The following is a 24013-nucleotide window of genomic DNA, read 5'->3' as shown; positions in this document are numbered from 1 at the left end:
GACAACCCGGTTGGATGCCCGCGCAGCAAAAAGAAACGCAGGACATCTGGAGCTGATCGCCGTCAGTTGACGCCGCGATGACGCTTTCTTTCAATTTCAATGACCGCGCGCAAAACTGCCCGACATGCCTCGTCGTCGCTGACGGAGCGTCCCTTTCGTACAAGCCTGAGGCTCACCACATCCGGGCTAGGCGCTCTCGCAGGCCATCCAAGCCGACTCTTTCTTGTCGCGACAGGACACTGGCCTGGGAGCGTCGCCATGCCGAGTATATCGACCAATTCCAGGAACCGTTTGTCCGAAAAGCGCTCGTTCGGCTTCGAGCGCTAGGAGAGACCGCGCCGTGCTCGCGGCGAGCCTTATTGGGGCCGCTTCGAACACCAGCACGAAGCCGCCACCACGCTCCGGGACATCTCGGCTGGTCCGGCGCGGGTCTTATATTTGGACTAGCATTTCAGTTGCGGTCTCGCGCTAAGGAGCACCGACCTCCTATGCACACAAAACGCGAACCCCCATGAGCTAGCTCGCCGTCAGCTTGATAAACACACGCCTCACTTCATCATCGCGTCAGTCTCTGCGCGAAGGCTTGGCGCGACGCGTGAATAGAACATGTGGCCGCCCCGATAGACCACGAATTTGACCCGCCGCTCCGAGGCGAAGGGTAGCAACTGATCGAGCGCCATCTTCGAACCGAAATAGGGCGTAATAAGATCGAACAGACCGTGCCCGATCAACACGTTCATCTTCGCGTCCCTCGCGAGGATCTGGCGCAGTACCGATAGCGACTGCGGGGGCACTGCCCTTGCGGAAGCTCCAGTGCCGCCAGACCGCGCCGTTGAGCAGTGGAACCGTCCGGTCGCCAGTTGAGCCTGCGCGTCAGGACATCAACGGCCGCGCACATAAGCTTGGCCGGCTTTCTTTCCTCAAGGATCGCAAGAAGTCAAATACCCTCAGCCAAGATGACATGCTACCTAGAAAGGCAGAATGGTTGCTGCCGGAACATCGGGCGAACTGTCTATTGTTGGGCAAGGAGTTCGTCGAGCGCGCGAGTGAGTTCATCTACATCAACGTCATCGTCGCACGACTCGGTCGAGATACTTACAACGCTCTCGTCATCGCCATCCTTGGCATCCCATGATTTAGAAAGGTACAGTTCAGGTTTATTTGCACGCTGCCATTCACCATCAGCATTCCTAGTCCACTTATCGGGACGCTGGGCAGGATCAAGCACCATGTTGGCTTCATCCACCTCAACAAAACCCATCGCCGCGAGGCGGGATCGCGCTTCCAGACTGACCGGAGTGGAATTGATCAATGGTCGCTCGCCATCGCGCCGAAGTTGACATTCCAGCAGAATATCCCCCGCGTTGTCGACAAGCGGATGACTAAGCCGAAGAGCTGTGGTGGATGTGATTTCAGTTCGCCCGGGAAACAGTTCCCGCCACTTTTCGCCTTCGAATACCTCATTCATCTGAAATCCAGCTTCTGTCCTTAGAAGCCCAACGCTTTCGTTGCCTAACTCATAGCTGAAATATCGAGCGTCGTCGGTATGTCTTCTGGCCGTACCGGTGCCCTCAGCCAGACTTGCCGTACGCGCAGCTTTTGAAGATACGAAAGGCGAGTACTCTTGTGAGTTCGCCGCGATATGCTTGATTTCAGCGCCATGAAAATCCTTCATTTTGTCTTTGAATTGAGACCTTGTGATCTCGATGACAGGAGGTCGCTGAGCGAGGAAGTACGACGGTGCTGCCGCCGCAGACGAACTAGCGTTCGGATTCGGCGTCGACTGAATGTCTGCAAGCACGTCCACAAACCTCGGGGTATCTGTATCAGGTTGCGCGGCACTGTTTACTGAGTACTCGATTTCACCAATTTCCCTTGCATGCGAGAGCGATTCGATACTCGACGAGCTGATAGTCCGGTTATGCATGGTAAGTCGTACTGGAGCCATTCCGAGTCCGGCCGCAAACAACGAGCTGAGACTGTACAATATGACGCGACGCACGATTCAAGCCCCTTCGATGGTTCATTGCGTGAAAACTTGCGGCTCAACCCTGAGCTCCGTCAGTCGTCGGTGGCGGTAACCGTCGATCCTCGAGCATCTTTGATTGCTTCTCCGGCGTTTAGGATGCGCCGTTGATAGGGATCCTCCTCCCACATTCGGTCGGAGATATCCCAGATCCACTCCTCGAACGGCGAGATCGCAAATGCAACGAAGCGACGGCTATGTCCGAAGTCAAAGTTAGTGCCTACCGCGCAGGCGCGGAAGAACTCCGCCAAGCGCAGTGCTTGAGTGACTTTTTGTCCCGTCGACGATTTCTCTCTGAAAATCGTTGCGGTTTTCGCGATTTCGTAATTGAGGGGCTGACCGCTTGATACGACTCGAACAAATGCAATTCGTGCCCCATCGTCGCCACGGCGTCCAACTTTCTGGACGAACCGATGATCGCATTCTGTCCTCACGTTCAGCGAGGGTAAAATCAGGGACTCGATGGTGCGACGGGATGATCTGTGAACTTGAGGCTGGACGGCAGAACAACATGCGTCGAGCCATCATAGAGATAATGGATCGTCTTGGCGCCGGTCTCTTGAACGATATCGCAGAGCCGCGCTTTGCTGGCGTCCAAGGGCTGGTGGCCGTAATCGTTGTAGGGACCAGGTATCCCCCAACGGACCTCACCAGCGAAGAACTCGAAGAGGTGGCTATTCGTCCAGCCAAATGCCGCCTGAAGCATCAGATGTAGCCTATCAAGGAGCAGGTGACGGGTACAACAAGGCGACGCATCAAAAGCCCAAAACCTGAAACGGTTAAACGTTATACTCGGGCGCTTCGTCAACCGTAACAGCGGAAGCCTCCGGCGATCCGAAGGGCGGTGATCGCGGTCGGGCACGGGATCGGGCGGCAATTGCGAGTTGGTTTCGTTTGTTGGCCCACGGGTCGCGCCGTCTCCGAATGGCTCGAAATAGAGTGAGATTAACGGCCTGCCGGCGATTCCCTGCTGAACGCATCCAGCAATGCTATTACGTTTGCCTCATGCGACAGCTTTCGGGCGCGCAGAGCAATGAGGCCGCACGCTGCGTCATGTCAGCGTGCCGCGCGTCCAATCCGCTGTGATCCCCCGCTCAAGCCGCGTTCAGCGCCTGCGCGAGGTCCGCGATCAGATCGGACGGGTTCTCGATCCCGATCGACAGCCGGATGGTGGAATCGAGCACGCCGATCTTTTGGCGAATGTCGGCGGGAACGCCGGAATGGGTCATGGTCGCGGGCAGGCTCGCGAGCGACTCGGTGCCGCCGAGGCTCACCGCCAGCTTGAGGATTTGCAGCGCATTGAGGAATTTCACCGCCGCCTCCTTGCCGCCGACGATGTCGAACGAGAAGGTCGATCCCGCGCCCAGGCATTGTCTCGCGAACACCAGCCCCGAGGGCGAGGCCTGCTCGTGATGACCGAGATAGTGAACCCTGGCGACCTTGGGGTGGTCTCGCAGATAGCCCGCCACCAGGCACGCATTCGCATCGGCCTTTTCCATGCGCAGGCTCAGCGTCTCCAATGAGCGGTTGATCATCCAGCACGAATGCGGATCGAGCTGGGTGCCGATGGCGCCGCGCAGCGCCTTGATGCCCTTGATGATCGCCCTCGATCCGAGCGCGGCGCCCGCGATCAGGTCGGAGTGGCCGCCGACATATTTCGTCAGCGAATACAGCGACAGGTCCGCACCGTGCTCGATCGGCCGCTGAAACACCGGGCCGAGCAGCGTGTTGTCGCAGGCGATGATCGGCGTGTGTCCCTGGGCCTTGCCGATAGAATCGGCGATGCGGCGGATCATCGCGATATCGACCAGGCCGTTGGTCGGATTGGCCGGGGTCTCGATCAGGATCATCGAAACCCGCCCCCTCCCCATCGCCTCCTCTGCGGCCTGCCTGACGGAGGCTTCATCGATGCCGTCAGCAAAGCCGACCGCGCCGATCGACAGGCGCGCCAGCGTGTTCGTCAGCAGGGTCTCCGTGCCGCCATAGAGCGGCTGGGAGTGCAGGATGACGTCGCCGGGCCGGACGAAGGCGAGGATCGTGGTCGCGATCGCCGCCATGCCCGAGGAGAACAGTGCACAGCTGTCGGTGTGCTCGTAGACCGCGAGCCTGTCCTCGACGATCTCGCTGTTGGGGTGGTTGAAGCGCGAATAGACGAGGCCCGCCCCCATGCCTTCCGGCGGCTCACGCCGGCCGGCGACGTAATCGAAGAAGTCCTGGCCGTCTTCGGCGGTCTTGAACACGAAGGTCGAGGTCAGGAACACCGGCGGCTTGATGGCGCCCTCCGACAATTGCGGATCATAGCCATAGGTCAGCATCAGGGTTTCCGGATGCAGCATATGGTTGCCGATATGGGTCTTCGACGGGAACGGTTTTACCATGGTTGCCTCGCTGTTCCGATGCTCGCCGCGCGTTGCGGGCCGAATCGGTGGTACACTGGTGCTCACAAAATCGAGCCTGTATGCAGGTTTGCCGGCACCTGCTCCGGCAGCGGATTTCCAGACAGATCTAACTCGGCACCAGCGCTCAACTGCGTCAGTGGGTTTCGGGTAGGCTGGTTAGCTGGTTGCGCCTAACGGCGAGAGTACGGAGCATAGCGGGTAAGCCCTCCTGCGGACTCGTCAATTGATTGTCGCTGACCTCGAGATACTGGAGCGCATCAGAGAGGATCTCCGGCAGATTCGGCAACTCATTGTAGCTGACGTCGAGAAACTGAAGCGCAGGAGGAAGGGCCTCAGGCAGGCTCGCTAGTCGGTTATCACTCGCGTTGAGATAAGCGAGCACGGCCGGAAGGGCGAGCAAGTTGGTCCGCTGGTTGTGACTGACGTTCGGCGCCCGAGGGTGGCGGGCAGGCTAGCTATCGGGCAGTCTGGTTAGCCGGTTGAAGGAAACGTCGATTTGCCTGAGGTCGGTCGAAAATCTGGGCAGACTGGTCAGGGATAACGATCCGAGATCGAGATGTTGATCTCTCTCGGAGAGATTTAATCGCGTTAAGGCTTCTTCTCGATCCTCGAGTGGGCCCACGTCCCGTTCGGCAGCCCAATTTTCAACCGTCTGGTCTTGGTCGCCCTCCGCATGAGCTGAATCTGCCGCGTCATAGCTTGTCAGCACTCCGTCCCACTGCGCCCCGGCCTCGTTTTCCTGCCCCTCTCGTTCGTTCGAAGGGACCCCATCGCCGCACAGAATCTGCCCTGCCTCAAAGGGATCCATTCCATACTCCCTTGCCAGGACCGAGTAGACTCGGTCCACTACGATACGTTGTAACCTCTGAAGCACTTACCTGTCGGTAAGCTGACGAAGAAGCTTACGATTACTCACATTTTTGAGTCAGAGTTTCGCTGCCGTTGCGATATCGATGAATCGCGATAGTCCGCGCCACACGATCAGATTCCCTGGTTGCGCATCGTTGGCGCGGGCGAGATAGCCGCCGAGCCTGGCGATCTTGATGAGATAATGCGACAATGTCTTTCGTTGGGTGCTGACTGGATCTGTCTTTAACGAGCCGATCAAGCGATTGGATTTCAGCTTTGGTCAGCGCAAATTCCGGTGAGACATTTGGCGCTGAACGATTGAGCATCGTCATCCAAAAAATGCGCCAGCTCACAATGCAGAACAGTGAGATTAGATTCGTCAATCGCTGAGTAGTCCGCAGTTGCGAGTCCTCTGCCCTCCAGCCGGATTTGAGTATCTGTGGAAGACCTCAATCTTCCATCGCAGAGAATATCATTCGAGTTTCTCGATCGCACCCCTCGCGATTGCACCGGAACATCGGTCAGGAGTTTCCATTCAATCTTCTTTCTGTTCTTTGGCGCTCCTCTTTCATCAGCGTGGATCACTGTCAAAATCAAAGCGGGATACCGCGACGGCTTGTCAGCGCTTCCCGAACGACGATCAGGAAAGCCGCGCACCGCAATTGCGCAGAGAAATTGTTGCTCCTCGGTGGCTACTACACCTCGCAAATGAGGCCGCGATGAAATTGACTGGCCGCCGAGCCAGAGCCCACGGCGGGATAGCAAGCAAGTATTTGCAGCCAGAAGCGCTAGAATAGGTTGACAGATACTGCACTTTGCGCGAGTAATGTTACTACGCACAACTACCATGGCCCGTAAGTGTGGAGTGTGCTCATGGCCGAAGTTCTCTTCCGCGCGGGAATCGTCGCGTTAGGACTTAGCCCGATCGCAATAACAGCCGTTATCCTGCTTATTTGAAGGGTTGCAGCAACCTGCCCGCGCCCCACGCGGGCTGGTAGATGGCCCCAGCAACTGCCTCCACCGGCCCCCAAATAGTTGCTGGGGCCGCTCATAAAGAGGCGGCTCGGTTGGCGGAGTCTCGGCTTAAAGGCCTCGCAGGGCGGCTTGGCGTATCGCTGCCGACCTTACGCAAGGTCGAAACGGGTGACGCTGGAATGACCTCGGGACATTCCTTACCGCTCTATGGCTTCTCGATCTGTCGCCAGACTTAATAACTGCGCTTGATCCGGCAAGGACGAAATTGGCCTGACACGCGAAATGGCCGGGGTGCCGAAACGAGCCAGACCAGCTGCGAACATGAATCTTGACCAGCTCTGTATGCTACGTCTTCGCGCACTACGCCTTCATCATCAACCACTACGAACCCGGTGATCGAATCTTCCTTATTGGCTTTAGTCGCGGTGCTTACACCGTCCGCAGCCTGGCGAACTTGCTTATGCTTTGCGGGGTACCGACCAAGACACCAACAGGTCCCCTAATGCGCTTCCGGAAGCAAGTGGACGACATCGCTACGGAGGTCGCTCGTCACGGTGGTGCTTGAGCATGGCGCCGGATATCCACGTGATCAATATGCAGCTGAACGCTTCGAGCAGGCGATTCGCGAGAAATATGGAGTGCCGGCGCTGCCGGCGTTCGCCCGCTTGGAGGCGTTCACGAGCGCCAGCGAGAAGGCAAAACAATCAGGCGCCAGCGCCGTCATCCCGGCCAGCGCCCCAAACTTGCCTATTGCACGGATGATATTTTGCTGGGGCTCAAGCGCCTGGTGGAACGCGAGGGCGCCATTTTCGCGCGATTGATCAACGACGATCCCGAGTTGCCCTGTCGGTAACCGTGGCTCACCATTTTGGCAACCTCTCAAAGGCCTATCGGTTGCTCGGTCTCGTCCGCCTGAAAGATAAGCCTGCGCGATTTGGCTTGCGACGACGATAGCTGGCGATACTACTCATGTGCGCGACGAGCCGCTCAGACATTGACCGCTTAGTTGCTTGGACCGGCACAGCGCCGAGCATACATTCAAGCGCCTCCCGCGATCTTATTCCATATACGAGGCGCTCCAAACCCTGAGGGCCCGGGGTGCCAGACTGGTATCGGCTAATTTGCTCCAGGACTTGCCCACTTCGATCCAGCGGCATTTCCGCGCTGGCAAGGTCTCCAGCATTTTTTGGGCGATGGGTGCAAGACTCGCAGCTTCGGAGTTTGGGGCAAGGCCAGCATCTTCAAGGATTTTCACAGCGGCCTCTTGGGATCGCGTCCACGCTGCTTCGGTGAACCTCCTCTCCGAGAAGTACTCAAAACAGGTGCGAAACGTCAGAGCGCGGCCGATGATCTTATGGTTTGGTAGCCCCGTCTCACTCAGCCATCGGCGCAAATGGTCACACCACTCCTGGCTGCTGAAATCGAGAAGATTGCCACCTTCGAAGATCAAAAGCGCCGCCATGCCGGCGATTTCGCATCGCACGTCTTCATCTTGTTTTTCGAACCAGTCGCGGATTGCTTGCAAGGGCGTCCTCGGCCGATTTACGGCCCATATCTTTGTCGCGCCGGTCCGATTGAACGGGACGACGTTTTCCAGTGGGGGCATGCGCGGCCAGGGCTTCCCCTTTGCGTCCCATAAGACCCAACGCTCTGCGATCGCCTTTGCTTCTTCCGGCGACCTGGTTCGCCAAAGCTCCTTGAGCGCCTCGTCGACGTAGTATGAAACATCCGCCTTCAGGCCGCATATACGCGCGATTGCTGCGAGGCGTCCGGCGTCAAGGAGCCGGGCCGCGAAGTTGTTCTCTGCGTTCATTTTCCGAGGTCTTTCGCGCCCTCTCCAGCGCGTCCCGCTCATTCTGCTCTAAACACACCACGAAACGCTATTCACGCCGTTGGAAGTTAGCGGCAACGTGACAAGACGCCCGTCGGTATCGGCCGAGCAGACGCCCTCTTGATTTATGTCACGCGCCGCTAAACTCAGCGGCCAGCCACGGCCTCAACTTGCAATGGTAGCCAAGCCTGGAGAAGCCCCTAGGCATAGCTAGGGTTTGCATTCTTCGTGCCAAGCAATAGTCGACAGTTCGCACCATGCTGTGTTGGCTTTGTCTGCTTTCCAACATACTAAGGTCTCAATCCTTGCAGTCGAGCCTGTCCGTAGCAGACTGTTGTCGATGCCGCCGTCTCCATCGAGAGCTATGCGTCCAAATTCCAGTTTTCCGCCGCTCGCTGACTTCGCGAAGGAAGTTAATTATCTAGTGCACGAAGCGTCGTACGAACCCGGTCTGGACGCCGTTGTGAGAGCCATTACACCCGCGCGGATACTGTGGGCCGCATCGCAGCGATGGCGAACGTGAAAACACTTGTTCTCAATCATTTCGTGCCTGCGGGTGATAACAACGCGGCACCCGACGTATGGAGGGAAGCGGTTCGGACGACAATGGAGGCAACATCGTTGTCGGAAGAGACCTGCGTCAGCTTACGCTGTAAGTGAGAGGCTGGAGGCATCTACACTGGCCCTTTTTCAACTCCGCATGAAGTTCGGGCTCGGGCTACGCATGCCAGCATAACAAGGGACATGAACACGGCGAATCGGGATAGGGGGAGTCTCGCGACTCTCCCACCGGGTCACCGGCGGTCGCCCGCCCCCGGTTCCCACAGAACGTGGCGTGCGGATTTCCCGCACCGACGCTCTTCGACAGTTGGTTCACAGCACTGCAAGCGCTTGCAGCTCCCGATAAGGGAGGCGCAGCTTAGGCTTCAGCAACGGTGTCCGTTCTTTGATTTGGTTGAAGGCGTCCCAAGTGAGGCGTCGTCCTGCCCAGCTGCGGCTGCGCAGCATTCCGCGCCAGTAACGCTCCACGGCCCGATAGACTTTTACGAGGCTCCGGAGATTTCCGGCGACGCCGTAATAGCCATAGTGGCCGCGCAGGACGAGGTTGATTTCATCGGCCTGGTCACTGATCTTGTAATGCCGTATTTGCCGCATCAGCTCCTGCAGAGACATAAGGCTGCGCTTTAGCCGAGATTTCTCGGTGCGCATCCCAACCTTGAAGTTGCCTTTTTGGTTTCGCGTGCAATAGAGCGTCAGCCCCAGAAAGTAGATTGTTTCCGGGCGGTTTCTACCGCGTTTGCCCGCATGTCTTTGCGCGAACCGACCAAACTCGACCAACTTGGTCTTGGTCGGCTCTAGAGTGAGGCCGAACTTCCCCAACCGAAGACGCAAGGCCTCCTGTACGCGGGTGGCGTCCGATCGATATTGGAAGCAGATCACAAAGTCGTCGATATAGCGCACCAGTCGGGCTTCGCCCCGCAACCGACCCTTCACCACGCGTTCGAACCAGAGGTCGAGAACGTAATGAAGGTAGAGGTTGCTCAAAAGCACACTGATCGATCCGCCTTGTGGCGTTCCTTGTTCGCTCGGGTGCACCGCTCCGTCTTCCAGGATGCCCGCTTTCAACCAGCGCCGGATCAAGCTGATCAGGCGCGGATCACCGACTCGATGTTCGACAAACCGGAGGACCCGATCATGATCGAGACTCCCGAAGAAGTTCTTCAAATCCGCCTCCAACACCCAGCTGATCATGCCGCCGGCGATCACCTCATTGAGGGTCGCCAAGGCATGATGGGCGCTGAGCTTCGGCCTGCCGCCGAACGAGCAGGGTAAGAAGTCCTGCTCGTAAATAGCGGCCAGCACCTCAGCCGTGCTGCGCTGGAGCGCCCGGTCGGCGACAGTTGGAACCCCGAGGGGGCGCTTCTCCGTCTTACCGGGCTTGGGGATATAGACCCGCCGAATGTTCGGCGCCCGATATCCCTGGCGATGGATGGATTGGAGCATTGGCCCTATCCAGTCCTCGAAGCTCTCCTTCGCCGCCTCCACCGTCTGTCCGTCCACCCCGGCGGCGGAGCGCTTCGGAATCTGTAATAGATTCTTTTGCACTCGGTCGCGCGTGATGTGATGGGCCAACGAGGTGAAGCGAAGATTTGTCTCGCGCCGAGCTTTCACTGCTATTTGTTCAAGTTTCGTTTCCATGGTCAGCTGATCTTCTCTTTGCATAGAAGGCCGTAACTCCCATTGAATGGAGCCCATGTCGCCCAAGAACAATTCAACTACCGCTGACCGCTTCCCCATGTGGCCGGCTCTCCCGTCCTCGGAGTACTATCGGTCAGTCTGACTTCCACCCGGTCGTCAGACCCTTCTCACCTCAGCGGCTTGGCAGGTCTTACAAGCTTGCGCTTGAACCGGATGGATCTCCCTTGTTCACGCTGCTTCCTTTGATTGCATGCTGGCGGTACGAACCCCGGGAGCACCTCTGACCGCTCGCGTTGTCGCGGCCTGCGGTTCCGCCTTCCCCTTTGAGAGACAGGGTCGGCTACTCCGATCATGTTCGATTTCGGGGCTATTTTCCCGTTCACTTCATTCCGGCCTACAACCTCCCTGTCTACGCTTCGCAACGGCCGTTACCGGACGCCACGCAAGACTCGGTTCGCGGCTGCTCGCTAGGCTTTGCCGCGGCCGTCATCTCAGACGGCAGACTTCAACGCGCTTGCAAGGCGCAACTCCCACACCACCGTACATACGGGTCCGTATACGGCGGTTCACCGGATTAAGCGCGAACGGTTTGTTTTGCGTCCGCGCCAGAGGCTCAGATAGTGGTCTCCGTCGTGTCGGCTTCGGCCCCTTTGAGCGGCGCCGTCCGGGCTTCACCCTTTCCCGCCGCTCCAAAGGCCAGTGACCTGGATTTCAGCCGCATGGCCGGCTCGAGGCTTCCACATCCAAACGTCTTTCCAGCGTTCGGGCCTTCAGCGAAACTCGTTCCGCCTACTATGCCGTCTGCTGACTTCTCCGTCGCGATCACGGACCTTGCGGCCCGCTCAGTCCGGTCGCCCGGACACGCCGAAGATCTCCCGAGGTAAGTTCGACCGCCTTCCCTGCACGCCCGCCGGATTTACCACCCCAACCTTTGATGACTGTGGACTTTGCGATCATTGGCTCGCTCGTCCGGTTGGGTAGGCCTCGTTATCCGGTTTTTGTCCATCGGGCCGCAGGTTTGCTCCACGCTTCCTTCAGACCCCACCTCGCGATGACGCCCTTGCGCTTCGCTAACCCTTCGCCGCCATCAGGCTGGGTAAAGGACTTCCACCTCCAAGCTGTCGAACATGCTCGGCACACCAAGAAAAAACCCCGGCATTGGTGCCGGGGCTCTGTAATTCTCGTATTGTTCGATGCGGCTGGATCAGAAGTCCATGCCTCCCATGCCGCCCATGCCGCCGCCCGGGGGCATGGCCGGGCCGGCTGCGGCTTTCTTCGGCAGCTCGGCGACCATGGCCTCGGTAGTGATCAGCAGCGCCGCCACGGAGGAGGCGTTCTGGATGGCGGTGCGCACGACCTTGGTCGGGTCGATGATGCCCTTGGACACCAGGTTGCCGTACTCGCCGGTCTGCGAGTCGAAGCCGTAGGCGTACTGTTCCTTCTCGAGGATCTTGCCGACGATCACCGAACCGTCTTCACCGGCGTTGATCGCGATCTGGCGAGCGGGAGCCGACAGCGCCTTGCGCACGATTTCGACGCCGGTCTTCTGGTCGTCGTTCTTGGTGCGCAGGCCCTTGAGCTGCTCGGCGGCACGGAGCAGAGCGACGCCGCCGCCTGGGACGATGCCTTCTTCGACAGCCGCACGGGTCGCGTGCATCGCGTCATCAACGCGATCCTTGCGCTCCTTCACCTCGACTTCGGTCGCGCCGCCGACTCGGATCACCGCGACGCCGCCCGCGAGCTTGGCGAGACGCTCCTGGAGCTTCTCACGGTCGTAGTCCGAGGTGGTCTCCTCGATCTGCGCCTTGATCTGGCTCACGCGCGCCTCGATGTCGGCCTTCTTGCCGGCGCCGTTGACGATCGTGGTGTTCTCCTTGTCGATCATCACCTTCTTGGCGCGACCGAGCATGTTGAGCGTGACGTTCTCGAGCTTGATGCCGAGGTCTTCCGAGATGGCCTGGCCGCCGGTCAGGATCGCGATGTCCTGCAGCATGGCCTTGCGGCGATCGCCGAAGCCCGGAGCCTTGACGGCCGCGACCTTCAGGCCGCCACGCAGGCGGTTGACGACGAGAGTGGCGAGAGCTTCGCCTTCGACGTCCTCGGCGACGATGACCAGCGGCTTGCCGGTCTGCACCACGGCCTCCAGCAGCGGCAGCAGCTCGTTCAGCGAGGAGAGCTTCTTCTCGTTGATGAGGATGTAGGCGTCGTCCATCTCAACGCGCATCTTGTCGGCGTTGGTGACGAAGTAGGGCGAGATGTAGCCGCGGTCGAACTGCATGCCCTCGACGACGTCGAGTTCGGTCTCGAGCGACTTGGCTTCCTCGACCGTTATCACGCCCTCATTGCCGACCTTCTTCATGGCGTCGGCGAGGAACTTGCCGATTTCGGCATCGCCGTTGGCCGAAATGGTACCGACCTGGGCGATCTCCTCGTTCGAGGTGACCTTCTTCGAGTTCTTCTGGAGGTCCGCAACGACGGCTTCGACCGCGAGGTCGATACCGCGCTTCAGGTCCATCGGGTTCATGCCGGCGGCGACCGACTTGGCGCCCTCGCGGACGATCGCAGCCGCCAGCACGGTGGCGGTGGTGGTGCCGTCGCCGGCCGCGTCAGCGGACTTGGAGGCGACTTCGCGCACCATCTGGGCGCCCATGTTCTCGAACTTGTCGTCGAGCTCGATCTCCTTGGCGACGGTGACGCCGTCCTTGGTGATGCGGGGGGCGCCGAACGACTTCTCGAGCACGACGTTGCGGCCCTTCGGACCGAGGGTGACCTTCACGGCGTTGGCGAGGATGTCGACGCCGCGCAGCATGCGGTCGCGGGCGTCGACGCCGAATTTGACTTCTTTGGCTGACATATTGGTTTCCCTGAGTGTTTAGATCGGTCTCCCCCTTGGCGAGGCGCCCGGCAGGCGCTCCTCAGGGGTGAGCGGTGCGAGCGGTTGGTTAGGCGGCCTTCTTCTTGGAAGCGGGGACGTCGAGCACGCCCATGATGTCGCTTTCCTTCATGATCAGCAGGTCTTCGCCGTCGATCTTGACCTCGGTGCCCGACCACTTGCCGAACAGGACGCGGTCGCCGACCTTGACGTCGATCGGGGTCAGTTTGCCGCTCTCGTCGCGGCCGCCGGGGCCGACGGCGATGACTTCGCCTTGCGAGGGCTTTTCCTTGGCACTGTCCGGAATGATGATGCCGCCAGCAGTCTTCTCTTCAGCGTCGATGCGCTTGACCACGACGCGGTCGTGAAGCGGACGGAATTTCATGCAGTCCTCCTAAGCGTTTGCACGAGTTAGAGATTTTCAGATGTTAGCAATCGATGCCCATGAGTGCTAGTTTCGGGCCGAGCTGAGATAGGATAGGATTTTTGCGGGAGCAAGGGACTCTGGCAGAAAAAATAGGCAGCTCACGTCGAATGCGACCCAGTACATGGCGCGCGTCGGCTTCGAATATTCGACGGATGTCGGCAGCCGGCTCCCGCGAGACGGAGCTCCAGCCTTCGCGCATCGATCTGCCGCCGCCCACCCCTTCTCCAGTCGTGCTCGCGGTGAAGGATGCGGCGCCTTACCTTCCGGAGCCTCGCGACGTGATCAGATTCCTGCTTGGCCACCGAGTGACGCAAACTCACATTTCCCGCGGCTGCCCTCGCATCCCTGTCCTGTCCGCATTATTACGATTAACTCCCTGTTTGCATTGGGGATCGGGCGATTTTAAGCTTTACTCGCGTATGGAGCCCCCTTGTCGCCTAAGAACAGCTCTGACGAGGTCGCACAGGCCTTCCGTCTCTTAACAGCCTTTCGTGCGCTCTGAACTTCTGCCGACGCGTCGACGCGTCATCGAGATAGTCGAGTCTATGTCAGCGGACATCGAACCCCGGACCATTGCTCACCCATCGGTCGACCAGAGCAAGTCCTGAGAAAGGCGCGGCGGGCAATTCCTAGAGAGCTGCCATTGTGTCGCACTCGACGAACGAAAACTCTTAGTCTTGCCAAGACCCGGCGGCGGCATGGACCGCTGAAGTGATTTGCCAGATTGTAGCTGCATCGAGTTTGGCCCCGCAGGAGCCATGCTTTCAAAGGTTCAACCTGGCAGGCTTACGGCCGCCCGAGGGGCGCGAGCGAGCAAAACCTGCATGGCCGATCTCAGCCGGACGCGCCCTCCGGCTCGTCGGCACTACTATGCGGAGAGGAACCATTCGTGGCGAGGATACGTGCAGATTACAAGCGAATGTGCTGAGCCGCCTCAACGACAGTCCTACGATTCAACGACCTACTGTCGATCAGAAGGTCACACAAATCTTGCCAAAATGGGTCCCTTCGCGGAGAAACGGCTCGGTAGGCCCGAGCAACTCTCGTGCGCGCAGAGTAGAATCGGCCATTTCACCGGAAGAAGCGGAAAGACGGTCTACCACGATCGGCTCTTCAATTGGCAGTATTCGCACTTGACCGGGCTGTGAGAGGGGAACGCTTCCTTTTTCCGACCGGTTGGAAGAGAGGGCGAGGGCCGCAAGCTACCCTCTTCGTGGTTTGGGCCAACTTGTGCCTGGGCTTACGCAAATGGTGCGTCGCGTTTTCCTCGGATGTCACCATTACCGCAATGCGTTCGCGATTCTCCGGGCCCGACTTGCCCGGAAGCCATTGTTTCCAGCTCGCTTTTTTCTAGCTCTGCAGTTGGCACGACAGTTGCTGTGTTAGATTCACGATCTCTCCCCTTCGGAGATGCGCATGCAAAGTATCCTCTGGATCAAGCAGCTCTCGCTACTGTGCGTATCTCCAGTTGCACCTTCAGCGCGGGGATCATCTGCGTCACGGGTTCTTCATGTGCGCTGGACGTCTCCAACGCACCTGCGCAGGCGTCCGCCATCATGAAACGGTCACCGTGCTGCTCGACGGCCGCATCCATGAGACCATCCAAGAAAGCAGCATCAGCGAATCGCTCACGGTCCCACTCGCAAGGGGAGTAAGAAGAATGACGCTGCTGTTGGGTTCGGCGGCAAGTAGAGGATTGATGTCAGCACCGTATGGGCCGAGCGGCGCACCGCCTGGTTCACCAGCGCTCTCTCTCAACTGAATCCCGAACCGCACGTTCAGCATCTCCACGAAGGACAGGAACAGAAGCTCCGCTCTTTGACGGCACGATTGTGCCGGCACAGCTTGGAGAAGGATAACAAACTCCGGGATCAGCGTGACGCAAAGCGACGTGGGCGTCCCTAAGCTCTCATGAAGACAAAAGGTAAGAGTGCAGGCCATGGAACGGAATTTAACTCGCCGTGAAACAAGCGTCACTCCACACATTGATAGTCCTGAATGGGCCTGCAAGGCTACGATCGTGGATCTTTTTAGTTTCACCGAATGCGCAAGCCAGACGCATTCGCTCAAAGCGCTGTTCGATCTCCTGGTAAACTTTGCCACGAAGGAGGGATTCAGTGAAGTTGCCTACGGGACGCTTAATTTCGACGCGCCGCTCCAGCTTAGCGAGTGTCCACCGCCCACAGTGGCTGTGAAGTGGCCACCCGAGTGGTGCGACCGATATTTCAAACGCAAATACCATATGATCGATCCGGTGGTCCGGCGAACACCGACGCTTTCGCGACCGTTCCTTTGGGATCGTCTCGCTGATCACTATCAACTTCAGCCCGACGAGAAACGCGTACTCGACGAGGCGAGGGACGCAGGCCTGAAGCATGGGATGAGCGTGCCACTATTTGGTCCATTGGGGCAAGTATCGGTTGCGTCCTTCGCATCACCCTTCGATGACGCTGATCCTCAGGATCGCATCGGCCATCTAAACACACTAGCCTGGCACTTTCACATCGCCTATCGCGAGATTGCTCGCCCCTCTAGCAGCGGCGGTGACAAACGGGTTGCACTTTCACAACGCGAGATCACCTGTCTGCGCTGGGTGAAAGAGGGCAAATCGTCATGGGCAATCGGGAAAATCCTAGAAATCAGCGAGAATACCGTCAATTTTCATATCAAAAACGCTATGCGAAAACTGGGGGCGAGCAGACGGACCCAAGCGGCCTTTACGGCTGATCAACTCAATCTTCTCTGAATTCGTCTAATGGAGTGACTCACCGACCGGCTAAGATGCTCCGCCATAATAAATAACTGCCTTGGCCCCGCACGTAAGGACAGCCCCTTCGACCGGATTTCCTCTGCATGATGAGAAATTGATAACAATTTCTTGCGCAAACGCGAGCTCCGCTTGTGTTTACTTCATCATCGCTTCGACCTCTGTTTGAAAAGCTTGGCGCGCGAGGCACCTCGCGAATAGAACATGTGGCCTCACGGAAAACACGACAAGTTTAAGCGCAGTGCCGAGGGGCGGCTGAAAACCCTGAAGGGTCTAACACTCTGCAATGCGGGACTCTTCTCAGAACGGTTCAGACTCAAGCCGCTCCGGGAAACGCCGGGACTAAACACCTAGCTCGCTGCTCCGGACGAAAGAATACCGACGCGCGTCGGAGCTGCGACAGCGCCATCCAGCTACGAACGCCAAGTGACTTGCGAGATCACCTCCGTTCCCAACAGGCGCGGGCAGAATCGCACGATGCTCATAACTGAAACCTCTTGCCCTGGAGCGAAGCCGACCCAATTCCCACGTGGTCCTGATGCTCCCGCGCTCAAGATGGACCGCCGTCGCACGTCGCCTTACCAAACCGGCATCGCAGGCGAGTTGATCCTGTCACGCATGGTAATCTGCCGCCGAGGCCGGACGCGCCTCCGATTCGATCTCATTGGATGCGTCCCCGAAACCCCATTGTCCTCTCACGGGACCGCGCTTCAGAACCGTTTAATCTCGATTCCGTACTTCCTCAGCGCGTAGCCGATCTGGCGCGGCGTTAGTCCGAGCAAGCGCGCGGCTTTTGCCTGCACCCAACCAGATTTTTCCATGGCCGCAATGACCCGCTCGCGATCGGCCATCTTTGCGCCACTTACGAGAACTGTGCCGGGAGGCGCCGGCGAGGCCAGTTCGCTGCCGACGGGCGGGACCAGCGCAGCCGCTTCAGACAGCGAAGTGATCGGCTTGACCGGCACGGGCACGGTCGGTGCCGGCTGGACTGTCGCCTCCTCCGATGTACTTTTCCAGAGCATCGCGGAAAGGCACTGACCATGGCAACATGCAAAGTCATTTCTCACGATCGATGGTCCGGACGACAGGGTCGCGGTGCGCTCGATACAGTTCTCGAGCTCACGGACATTGCCTGGAAAGCCGCAGTTCATCAGCACATCGATCGCACTCGCCTCCAAGGTCAGCGCGCGGCCATTCTCGTTGTTGAAATTCCTGAGAAACTCGCCGGCCAGCAGCGGAATGTCACTGCGTCTTTCGCGCAGCGGTGGCAGCAGCAAGGGAACGACGCTGATGCGATAGTAAAGGTCCGCGCGAAACTCGCTTCTTGCTACAGCCTCTTCAAGGTTCTTGTTGGTCGCAGCGATAACTCGAACATCGACTTTGATAGTCTGGTTGCTGCCGACCCGTTCGAACTCCTGCTCCTGCAGGACGCGCAGCAACTTCGCCTGGAACGGCGCTGAGATCTCGCCTATCTCGTCAAGAAACAACGTCCCTTTGTCAGCAAGCTCGAAGCGCCCCTTGCGCAAGCTGAACGCGCCAGTAAAGGCACCCTTCTCATGACCGAACAATTCGGATTCCAGCACCGTCTCGGGGAGCGCCGCGCAATTCAGCTTAACGAACGGCCGCTTGGCGCGGGAAGATGATTCGTGAATGGCCTTGGCTACAAGTTCCTTTCCGGTACCGGATTCGCCGCGCAGCAGAACCGTGCTGTTCGATTTGGCAACGACTGCGATCTTCTCGAGCAACCCGCGCAGCGCCGGGCTGTCGCCAATGATCCCGTGGATCGGCAGCTTCTTACGCTCCCTTGGCGGCTGCCTAAGCTCGAACAATTGCTTTTGCAGACGGTCCTTCTCCGTCATCAGCCGCTCGCGGTCGCAGGCGACCAAGCGATGCAGCCTCACTGCCTGTCCCACTAGGTTGGCGATCATGGCGAGCAGCCGCGCATCATAATCGAGCCGGAGGTTCGACCTATCGTCACGGACTCGGTCGACCGTCAACGTACCCACGACTTTGGGGTCAATCCGGATCGGAACTCCGATGAACGACACCGGCATATTTTCCGAAGCCCCGAGCACTTCCAGGTCAGCTGCGCTGAACGCCGATTCCGCTGCCACGTTCTCGGCGACAAGAGGCCTGTCGGTCACAACGATCTGGTCGATTGCCTTCCGCGGCAGGCGCATCCGGTAGCGTTCGTCGCTGCCTTCGCTCCAACCGGCACCCACCGTGATGTCCGGCATCCCGTCATCGTCGAACAGTGAGACGATACCATGTCGCATCTGCACGAACGATTGCAGAAGCCCCACGACGTTGGCCAACGTGACTTCGAGCCGGCAGGGAGCGGTGAGTACCTTCGATATCTCGAAGATGCCGGTCAGCGCGCTTTCGCCCAGCGGCTCGCCCGAGAGCTCGCGCTCCGTCTCCGCGTGAGAGGCAGGTCTTTCGCGCGCGGAAGCAATATGCAGCATGAGGCGGTCTCCGTTTTCTTGATCATCCTCCCTCTCAACTTGTTCAAGTTTACGAACTTCGTTTTGCATGTCATGCTCAGTCTAGGGCTACGAGTTGACGAGATGACATAGAAGCGTAACACCTTCATGGCACGACGGTAACTCTAAGGTGCCGTGATTTCACTTTTTCGGAATGGGTGCGTGACGTAGCGTGGAACAAGAGCTTCAGAGCTGAAACTCAAGACAGCTGCGTTGCCAGCTTGCTCGATTCACAGATGTTGCCCACCATTGATCGGCACCTCGGCGCCCGTGACATAGCTTGCGGCATCCGAACATAAGAAGAAGATAACCTTGGCCACTTCGTCCGGCGTTCCCACTCTGCGCAGCGGAATGTTTGGCACGAGACGCGCTTCCGTATCGGGCGACAACATGTCCGTCCTGATCTCGCCAGGCGCGATTGCATTCACGCGAATACCATGCGGCGCGTAATCGTGGGCCATTTCGCGTGTGAGGCTCGCAAGTGCAGCTTTCGACGTCGCATAAGCGCTGCCGGCAAATGGGTGCACCCGCGAACCAGCGATCGATGTCACGTTGACAATCGACCCTGATGCGGCCCTTAACTTGTCAAATAGACCCCGCGCTAGCAGGATCGGGGCTACCAGATTCAAATGGAACACCCTCATCCAGGTTTCGGTTGACGTCGACAACGAGGTCAGCCGGTCTCCATCTGGCGTCTTCGGCGAGATGCCGGCATTGTTCACTAGCGCGTGCAAAGGTGCGCCCGCCAAACGTTCCCTCACCTCAGTGATCAAGCGCGGCAGCGCTTGATGATTGCTGAGGTCGACCTGGACATGATCCTCGCGCCCGGACCCCCACGGGCACCGCTCGCCGTCGAACGGCTGCCGCGCGCAAGAAATGATGCGCCAGCCTGCCTCCGAAAACAGCTTGGCGGTGGCATGACCGATTCCACGCGACGCCCCGGTCAGCAACATCGCCTTTTGTTCACCACGATGGACGCGGGCTTTATCGGCGTGAAAGGGACAGCTCAAATGTGTCTCAGGCAGCGGACCTGCGACTAGATCGTCATTTGGTAGATCGAAGCCCACGCCCGCGTCCCCTCCTGTAGCGCCGCTGGCAAACGCGTAGCAGGATTTGGGCCACTACGATGCACGCAAAGACGCTCCGGTTTTGCGTCCTAATGTCGCGCATGCCAAACGCTTGGCGGACTCGAGACACGGCGCGTGCGCTTTACGACAGCGATAGTGCATCGCCCACAGTCCTGAGTCTACTCTGTCTACTGTTCAGACCAACACTCAGTCGCGCTCTTGTGATCGCCGAGCCGAGGGATGTAGCGGACAAACAGCGCCCGTCACTCGTCGCTACAACGATCATTCAGGATGGCGGAGATGCCGGTCGTCTTTGTGATCCGAAACCTTACGCGACACCTCAATACGCCAGGTATCTCGCATCAAGAAGCTAGACTGAGACTAGGACGCTGAATGGTCCAGCCCGATACCGTAGTCCCGAAGTGCTGGTCAGCGCGAGCGAGTGGCCGGCGGCTGCAAAGGACCTCGCCGGCTCGACGTCGGACCATTCGATAACTTAATCCGCCAGCAGCCACGAAAGCCTTTCAGCTTCGGCCCGCGCGTGTCGAAGCCGAGGCCCGATGCCCACCTGTCTAACGCGGTGGCAGTGCGCTACGGCCACTCTTGTCGAGTTCGAGCTTCAGCGGATGTCTTCCGACCGCCGCATCTTTCTTTTCTCCAGTGCAAGGGGTCGCTGGAGTGTCGGTTTTAACAAGCAGTTGCCGCGCGGAAAAATACCGGCAGCACTGCTCGATGCAAAAAGCGGCCATCAGGTCGATGAAACGGGTTACAACTTTCATGAAGCCACGAGCTCTTGTGATGGCTCCTCAATCAAGATCAATCGGCTCGGATCGTTCAAATCAAACTCTATCACGCGCGGCGCACAGAGGCGCGCATAACGTGTGAAGGCGCTCGTCGGCGGAAAACGGATCACAGTGTCGCATCGCGCAAGGAGATACATCTCGATTAGGGCGGAAACGCCGCCCTCGGCTCCGAGTGCCGCACTATGCAAAGGCCCGGCTTGAGGCGCCTGGAAGCGCTTTGGGATCGTGAAGACATCGGGAAACAGTGCTGACACCTTCTCAAGTACGAGCGCGCTGTCCGTGCACAGGAATGCCCTGATCGGTTTTGCATGCGGCAACGCCTTCGCCTTATCAATGGCATCACAGACCTGTCGCAAGGCGCGCTCCGGATCAGCCCAGTAGGGCGCATGCCCCATAATATCTTCGCCGTTGCCGTGCCGGACGTGAATGCCGATCACGCTGTACGGGTCAAAGTGCTCACGGAAGATGGCATCGATCCGCGTCCGCACTTCGGATCGCGGCTTGATACTCTGAAAGATCTCTCGTTCGGCTTCCTCATCGCAGCGCCACATCAAGCAGGCGTCACATACGACCGTATTTGCATCGCAATCTTGCTCGCTTTGAAACAGTTGATCGAGTTCGTCGCGTTCCCGGAAAATCTGCTCATCCGGCCGATAGACGCAGTCAAAGGTCGGCCTATTCCACCATGCCGGGAAGAACGGCCCCGGAAATGAGCGCTCATTGATCTGGTCGTCGCAGATCACCCTTACACCGCCAATCTCTTGAACTGGTTCGAAGAAAACCGGAAACGCGTTGGTGAATGGTTGATCGAGATAACAGGACCCGCGCCAATCGATGACCAGGTTCCGTCCGGTCCGCTGCGCAAAACGCCAAGCTGCTGCCAACGACCACAGACAGTCGCCCAACCCGGTACGTCGTCGAGAAACAACGAAGCGATCATTTTGCGCACTATCAAGCATTTGCGTTACGTCCTGAGCAAGAGATATCATCGGAAACACCTCACATGTGATCTTGGCCGATGTTATGGTCGGCAGTTGCGCTGCTCGCGATTTGCGTCGGTAGAACTTCATGGCAGCGCTATCCTCGTAGCGGGTGCTCTCAGCGTTTTGTCTCTTGTCTCTGTTCAGAACGGTTGCGCCGATATATCCGCTTTCAGCCGAATGCCTATTGTCTCCTAATTATCTGAGAACTGGTGGAGTGCTTGACCCGCTTGAGGTGCTGCTGTTCGACGTAGTGATCACACAGCTACTCCGCGCGAGAAGCGTAGTGCCACCCTGCGAGAAATTATGGGGCAGCTCGGGCGAGGTTTCACAGATCCTGTCTCCCAGACACAACATTGCGCTCTCCGTTTTGATCATCTCAGGAAGGCCAACCGCCGCTCCACCTACGTCGCCTGTACTATCACGATCCGCCATCCAAGCGGCCCAGGCACTCAGCCAAGGCAACGGCGAATTCCGCCCACGCGCCGGCCACTCTATTGGAGTACCGAGCGTCGCGCACTGATCGACCGCACCGACGCACAGCTGCTTGATATCATCATTGACCATTCCGGTGGCTCCTTCGCGCCGCCTGGACCGGTGCAGCGAGCCTGTCAATTCGTCAGCGCAGGAGGCGGCGTCGAAACAATGCTGTCGACACAAAGAAGGGCAACACCGCGTATATGCAAAGCGCACCGACATGGACGGCAACGCCGCCGCTGACCGCGCGCTCAAGCATCGCTGGGCGAATGAGATCGACCGAATGTGCGAGCGGCAGCAAGCCCGCGACGTGCTGAAAGGAACTCGGCAGCTGGCTGTTCGGAAAGACCGCACCACACAGAAACACCATGGGTGTAATGATGAGCGTCTGGTAAAATACGAAGTAGTCGTAACTTGGCGCAAGAGATATGACGACCATGGCCAGGCTGGCGAAGACGAGGCCGGTAAGGGCGACCGTCGGCATCACATACAAAACGGACGGCCAGGAAGCATAACCCAGCACGGCAGCGACTATCCCGATTGCAGTTCCGGCCAGAATGGACTTAGTGGCCGCCCAGACCAATTCGCCCAGAACAATATCGCCAAGCGTGAGCTGTGTTGATAGGATTGCTTCCCAGGTGCGATTGGCGCCCATCCGGGCAAAGGTCGCATACATGGTTTCAAAGGTCGCGGATGTCATGGCGCTGGTCGCGACCATGCCCGCCGACAAAAATGCGATGTACGAGGTTCCCTCAACGCGGCCCACGATTAGCCCGAGACCAAAGCCAAGGCCAAACAGGTTAGTTATGGGATCTGCGAGGTTGCCGAGAACCGATGCAAGCGCGACTTTCCTCCATGCCAGGAAGTTTCGACGCCATACCGCGATCCAATTGTACGCGTTAGCGGGCATCAGCGCGGCAAAACTTTCACCCATCTCTCATTTCTCCATCTCGCGTCCGGTTAGCCGCAAAAACACGTCTTCGAGATTCGGCGGCCGCTGCAGAATGCGAAGGCCCGCTCGCCCGCGCAGTTGCACACGTACCTGCTCCGGATATGGTGCATAACAGAACAGCGTCTCTCCACTCACTTCGATGTTCCGCGCGTAAGGTCTGATCAACTCAGTGAGCTCATGCGGATCACCGCCATAGATCTCGATCACATCGCATCCGATATGCTCGTCGATCAAGGCTTCCGGCTTTCCTTCGGCGATCATGCGTCCACTCTCGAGCACGCACAGCCGATTACACAGGCGTTGCGCCTCTTCCATGAAGTGAGTAGTCAAGAGGATCGTCTTGCCGCGCGAAAGCAGGACACGCAGGCGTTCCCAGATCAGGTGACGGGCGTGCGGATCAAGACCAGTCGTGGGCTCGTCCATCACGAGCAGATGCGGGTCATTGATAAGAGCACGCGCCAGCGTGAGCCGCCGCTTCATGCCACCTGACAGTGCAGCGACGCGCACGTCCGCTTTGCTTTCAAGACGCGCAAACTCCAGCAGCGAAGGTACAACCGCCTCGATCTCGCTGGCGCTCATGCCGAAGTAACGGCCGAACATCCGCAGGTTCTCTCGTACAGTGAACTCCAGTTCAAGGTTATCGAATTGCGGCACTACGCCGATGCGCATACGTGCGACGCGAGCCCGCGCAGGCACAGCCGCGTCAAGCACTGTAATCTTGCCGGCATCCGGCGAGATCATACCAAGGAGCATACGCGCGATCGTGCTCTTGCCGGCTCCATTCGGCCCGAGCAGGCCGAAGCATTCTCCGCGCGCAACCGAGAACGACAGTTCGTCGACAATGATCTTGCCGCCAAATGACTTTCGTACGCCGGAAAGGTCGATTGCCGCGGTGGACATGTTCAT

Annotated in this window: 18 protein-coding genes and 2 pseudogenes; 2 read left to right on the top strand and 18 right to left on the bottom strand. The window is 58.6% G+C overall.

What is annotated here, in order from left to right:
• Nucleotides 1–548 precede the first annotated feature (548 nt).
• The 7 genes and pseudogenes from ACVMB1_RS02320 to ACVMB1_RS02290 form a co-directional block, all read right to left on the bottom strand.
• Nucleotides 549–907: pseudogene (locus ACVMB1_RS02320) on the bottom strand (peptidase S10); the annotation flags it as partial.
• Between the two features lie 105 nt (nt 908–1012).
• Entirely contained in the window at nt 1013–1927 is a 915-nt protein-coding gene (locus ACVMB1_RS02315) for a hypothetical protein (RefSeq protein ID WP_245314070.1), read from the bottom strand.
• A 134-nt stretch (nt 1928–2061) separates the two neighbouring features.
• Complete coding sequence (locus tag ACVMB1_RS02310) at nt 2062–2277, bottom strand: hypothetical protein (RefSeq protein ID WP_253587752.1); 216 nt, start codon at nt 2275–2277, stop codon at nt 2062–2064.
• Between the two features lie 200 nt (nt 2278–2477).
• On the bottom strand, nt 2478–2732 hold the full coding sequence (locus ACVMB1_RS02305) for a plasmid pRiA4b ORF-3 family protein (RefSeq protein ID WP_253587753.1): 255 nt from the start codon (nt 2730–2732) through the stop codon (nt 2478–2480).
• 388 nt (nt 2733–3120) lie between these two features.
• Nucleotides 3121–4404, bottom strand: coding sequence for a cystathionine gamma-synthase family protein (locus ACVMB1_RS02300; RefSeq protein WP_456848172.1), 1284 nt, complete (start codon nt 4402–4404; stop codon nt 3121–3123).
• A gap of 472 nt (nt 4405–4876) precedes the next feature.
• Complete coding sequence (locus tag ACVMB1_RS02295) at nt 4877–5233, bottom strand: hypothetical protein (RefSeq protein ID WP_141713651.1); 357 nt, start codon at nt 5231–5233, stop codon at nt 4877–4879.
• Nucleotides 5234–5350: 117 nt separating this feature from the next.
• Entirely contained in the window at nt 5351–5485 is a 135-nt protein-coding gene (locus tag ACVMB1_RS02290; protein ID WP_256558518.1) for a hypothetical protein, read from the bottom strand.
• A 1125-nt stretch (nt 5486–6610) separates the two neighbouring features.
• On the opposite strand from ACVMB1_RS02290, the pseudogene ACVMB1_RS02285 reads away from it, so the two are divergent.
• Nucleotides 6611–6887, top strand: a pseudogene (locus tag ACVMB1_RS02285) (phospholipase effector Tle1 domain-containing protein); the annotation flags it as partial.
• A gap of 419 nt (nt 6888–7306) precedes the next feature.
• On the opposite strand, the gene ACVMB1_RS02280 reads toward ACVMB1_RS02285, so the two are convergent.
• The 5 genes from ACVMB1_RS02280 to ACVMB1_RS02260 all read right to left on the bottom strand — a co-directional run bounded on the left by ACVMB1_RS02280 (nt 7307) and on the right by ACVMB1_RS02260 (nt 15172).
• Nucleotides 7307–8062: a hypothetical protein gene (locus ACVMB1_RS02280; protein WP_069280007.1), complete on the bottom strand. Its 756-nt coding sequence runs from the start codon at nt 8060–8062 to the stop codon at nt 7307–7309.
• Between the two features lie 891 nt (nt 8063–8953).
• Nucleotides 8954–10279, bottom strand: coding sequence for a group II intron reverse transcriptase/maturase (ltrA, locus tag ACVMB1_RS02275; protein ID WP_244558912.1), 1326 nt, complete (start codon nt 10277–10279; stop codon nt 8954–8956).
• Between the two features lie 1204 nt (nt 10280–11483).
• Entirely contained in the window at nt 11484–13133 is a 1650-nt protein-coding gene (gene groL / locus ACVMB1_RS02270; RefSeq protein ID WP_456835515.1) for a chaperonin GroEL, read from the bottom strand.
• 88 nt (nt 13134–13221) lie between these two features.
• Nucleotides 13222–13536: a co-chaperone GroES gene (gene groES, locus ACVMB1_RS02265; RefSeq protein ID WP_069280009.1), complete on the bottom strand. Its 315-nt coding sequence runs from the start codon at nt 13534–13536 to the stop codon at nt 13222–13224.
• A 1477-nt stretch (nt 13537–15013) separates the two neighbouring features.
• Nucleotides 15014–15172 (bottom strand): hypothetical protein, encoded by a 159-nt coding sequence (locus ACVMB1_RS02260; RefSeq protein ID WP_456848170.1) that lies wholly within the window; start codon nt 15170–15172, stop codon nt 15014–15016.
• A gap of 345 nt (nt 15173–15517) precedes the next feature.
• Here ACVMB1_RS02260 and ACVMB1_RS02255 point away from each other — a divergent pair, with 345 nt between their 5' ends.
• A complete protein-coding gene (locus ACVMB1_RS02255) occupies nt 15518–16324 on the top strand; it encodes a LuxR family transcriptional regulator (RefSeq protein WP_256558520.1) in 807 nt (268 codons plus the stop codon).
• Between the two features lie 731 nt (nt 16325–17055).
• Here the strand turns inward: ACVMB1_RS02255 and nifA are convergent.
• From nifA to nodI, 6 genes are all read right to left on the bottom strand, one after another.
• Entirely contained in the window at nt 17056–18879 is a 1824-nt protein-coding gene (gene nifA / locus ACVMB1_RS02250) for a nif-specific transcriptional activator NifA (protein WP_069280011.1), read from the bottom strand.
• 179 nt (nt 18880–19058) lie between these two features.
• Nucleotides 19059–19895, bottom strand: a complete 837-nt coding sequence (locus ACVMB1_RS02245) for an SDR family NAD(P)-dependent oxidoreductase (protein ID WP_069280012.1) — start codon at nt 19893–19895, stop codon at nt 19059–19061.
• Nucleotides 19896–20467: 572 nt separating this feature from the next.
• The gene (locus ACVMB1_RS02240; protein ID WP_141713652.1) at nt 20468–20674 is read right to left on the bottom strand and encodes a hypothetical protein; all 207 of its coding nucleotides are present in this window, start codon (nt 20672–20674) and stop codon (nt 20468–20470) included.
• Complete coding sequence (locus ACVMB1_RS02235) at nt 20671–21687, bottom strand: nodulation protein NodZ (protein ID WP_276327028.1); 1017 nt, start codon at nt 21685–21687, stop codon at nt 20671–20673. The genes ACVMB1_RS02240 and ACVMB1_RS02235 overlap by 4 nt, the downstream gene beginning before the upstream one ends.
• A gap of 610 nt (nt 21688–22297) precedes the next feature.
• Nucleotides 22298–23089, bottom strand: coding sequence for an ABC transporter permease (locus ACVMB1_RS02230; protein WP_069280013.1), 792 nt, complete (start codon nt 23087–23089; stop codon nt 22298–22300).
• A gap of 3 nt (nt 23090–23092) precedes the next feature.
• Nucleotides 23093–24013, bottom strand: a complete 921-nt coding sequence (gene nodI / locus ACVMB1_RS02225; protein ID WP_245314072.1) for a nodulation factor ABC transporter ATP-binding protein NodI — start codon at nt 24011–24013, stop codon at nt 23093–23095.

Source organism: Bradyrhizobium sp. USDA 4504 (genome assembly GCF_054063995.1).
This window is presented reverse-complemented; position numbering and strand designations above follow the sequence as displayed.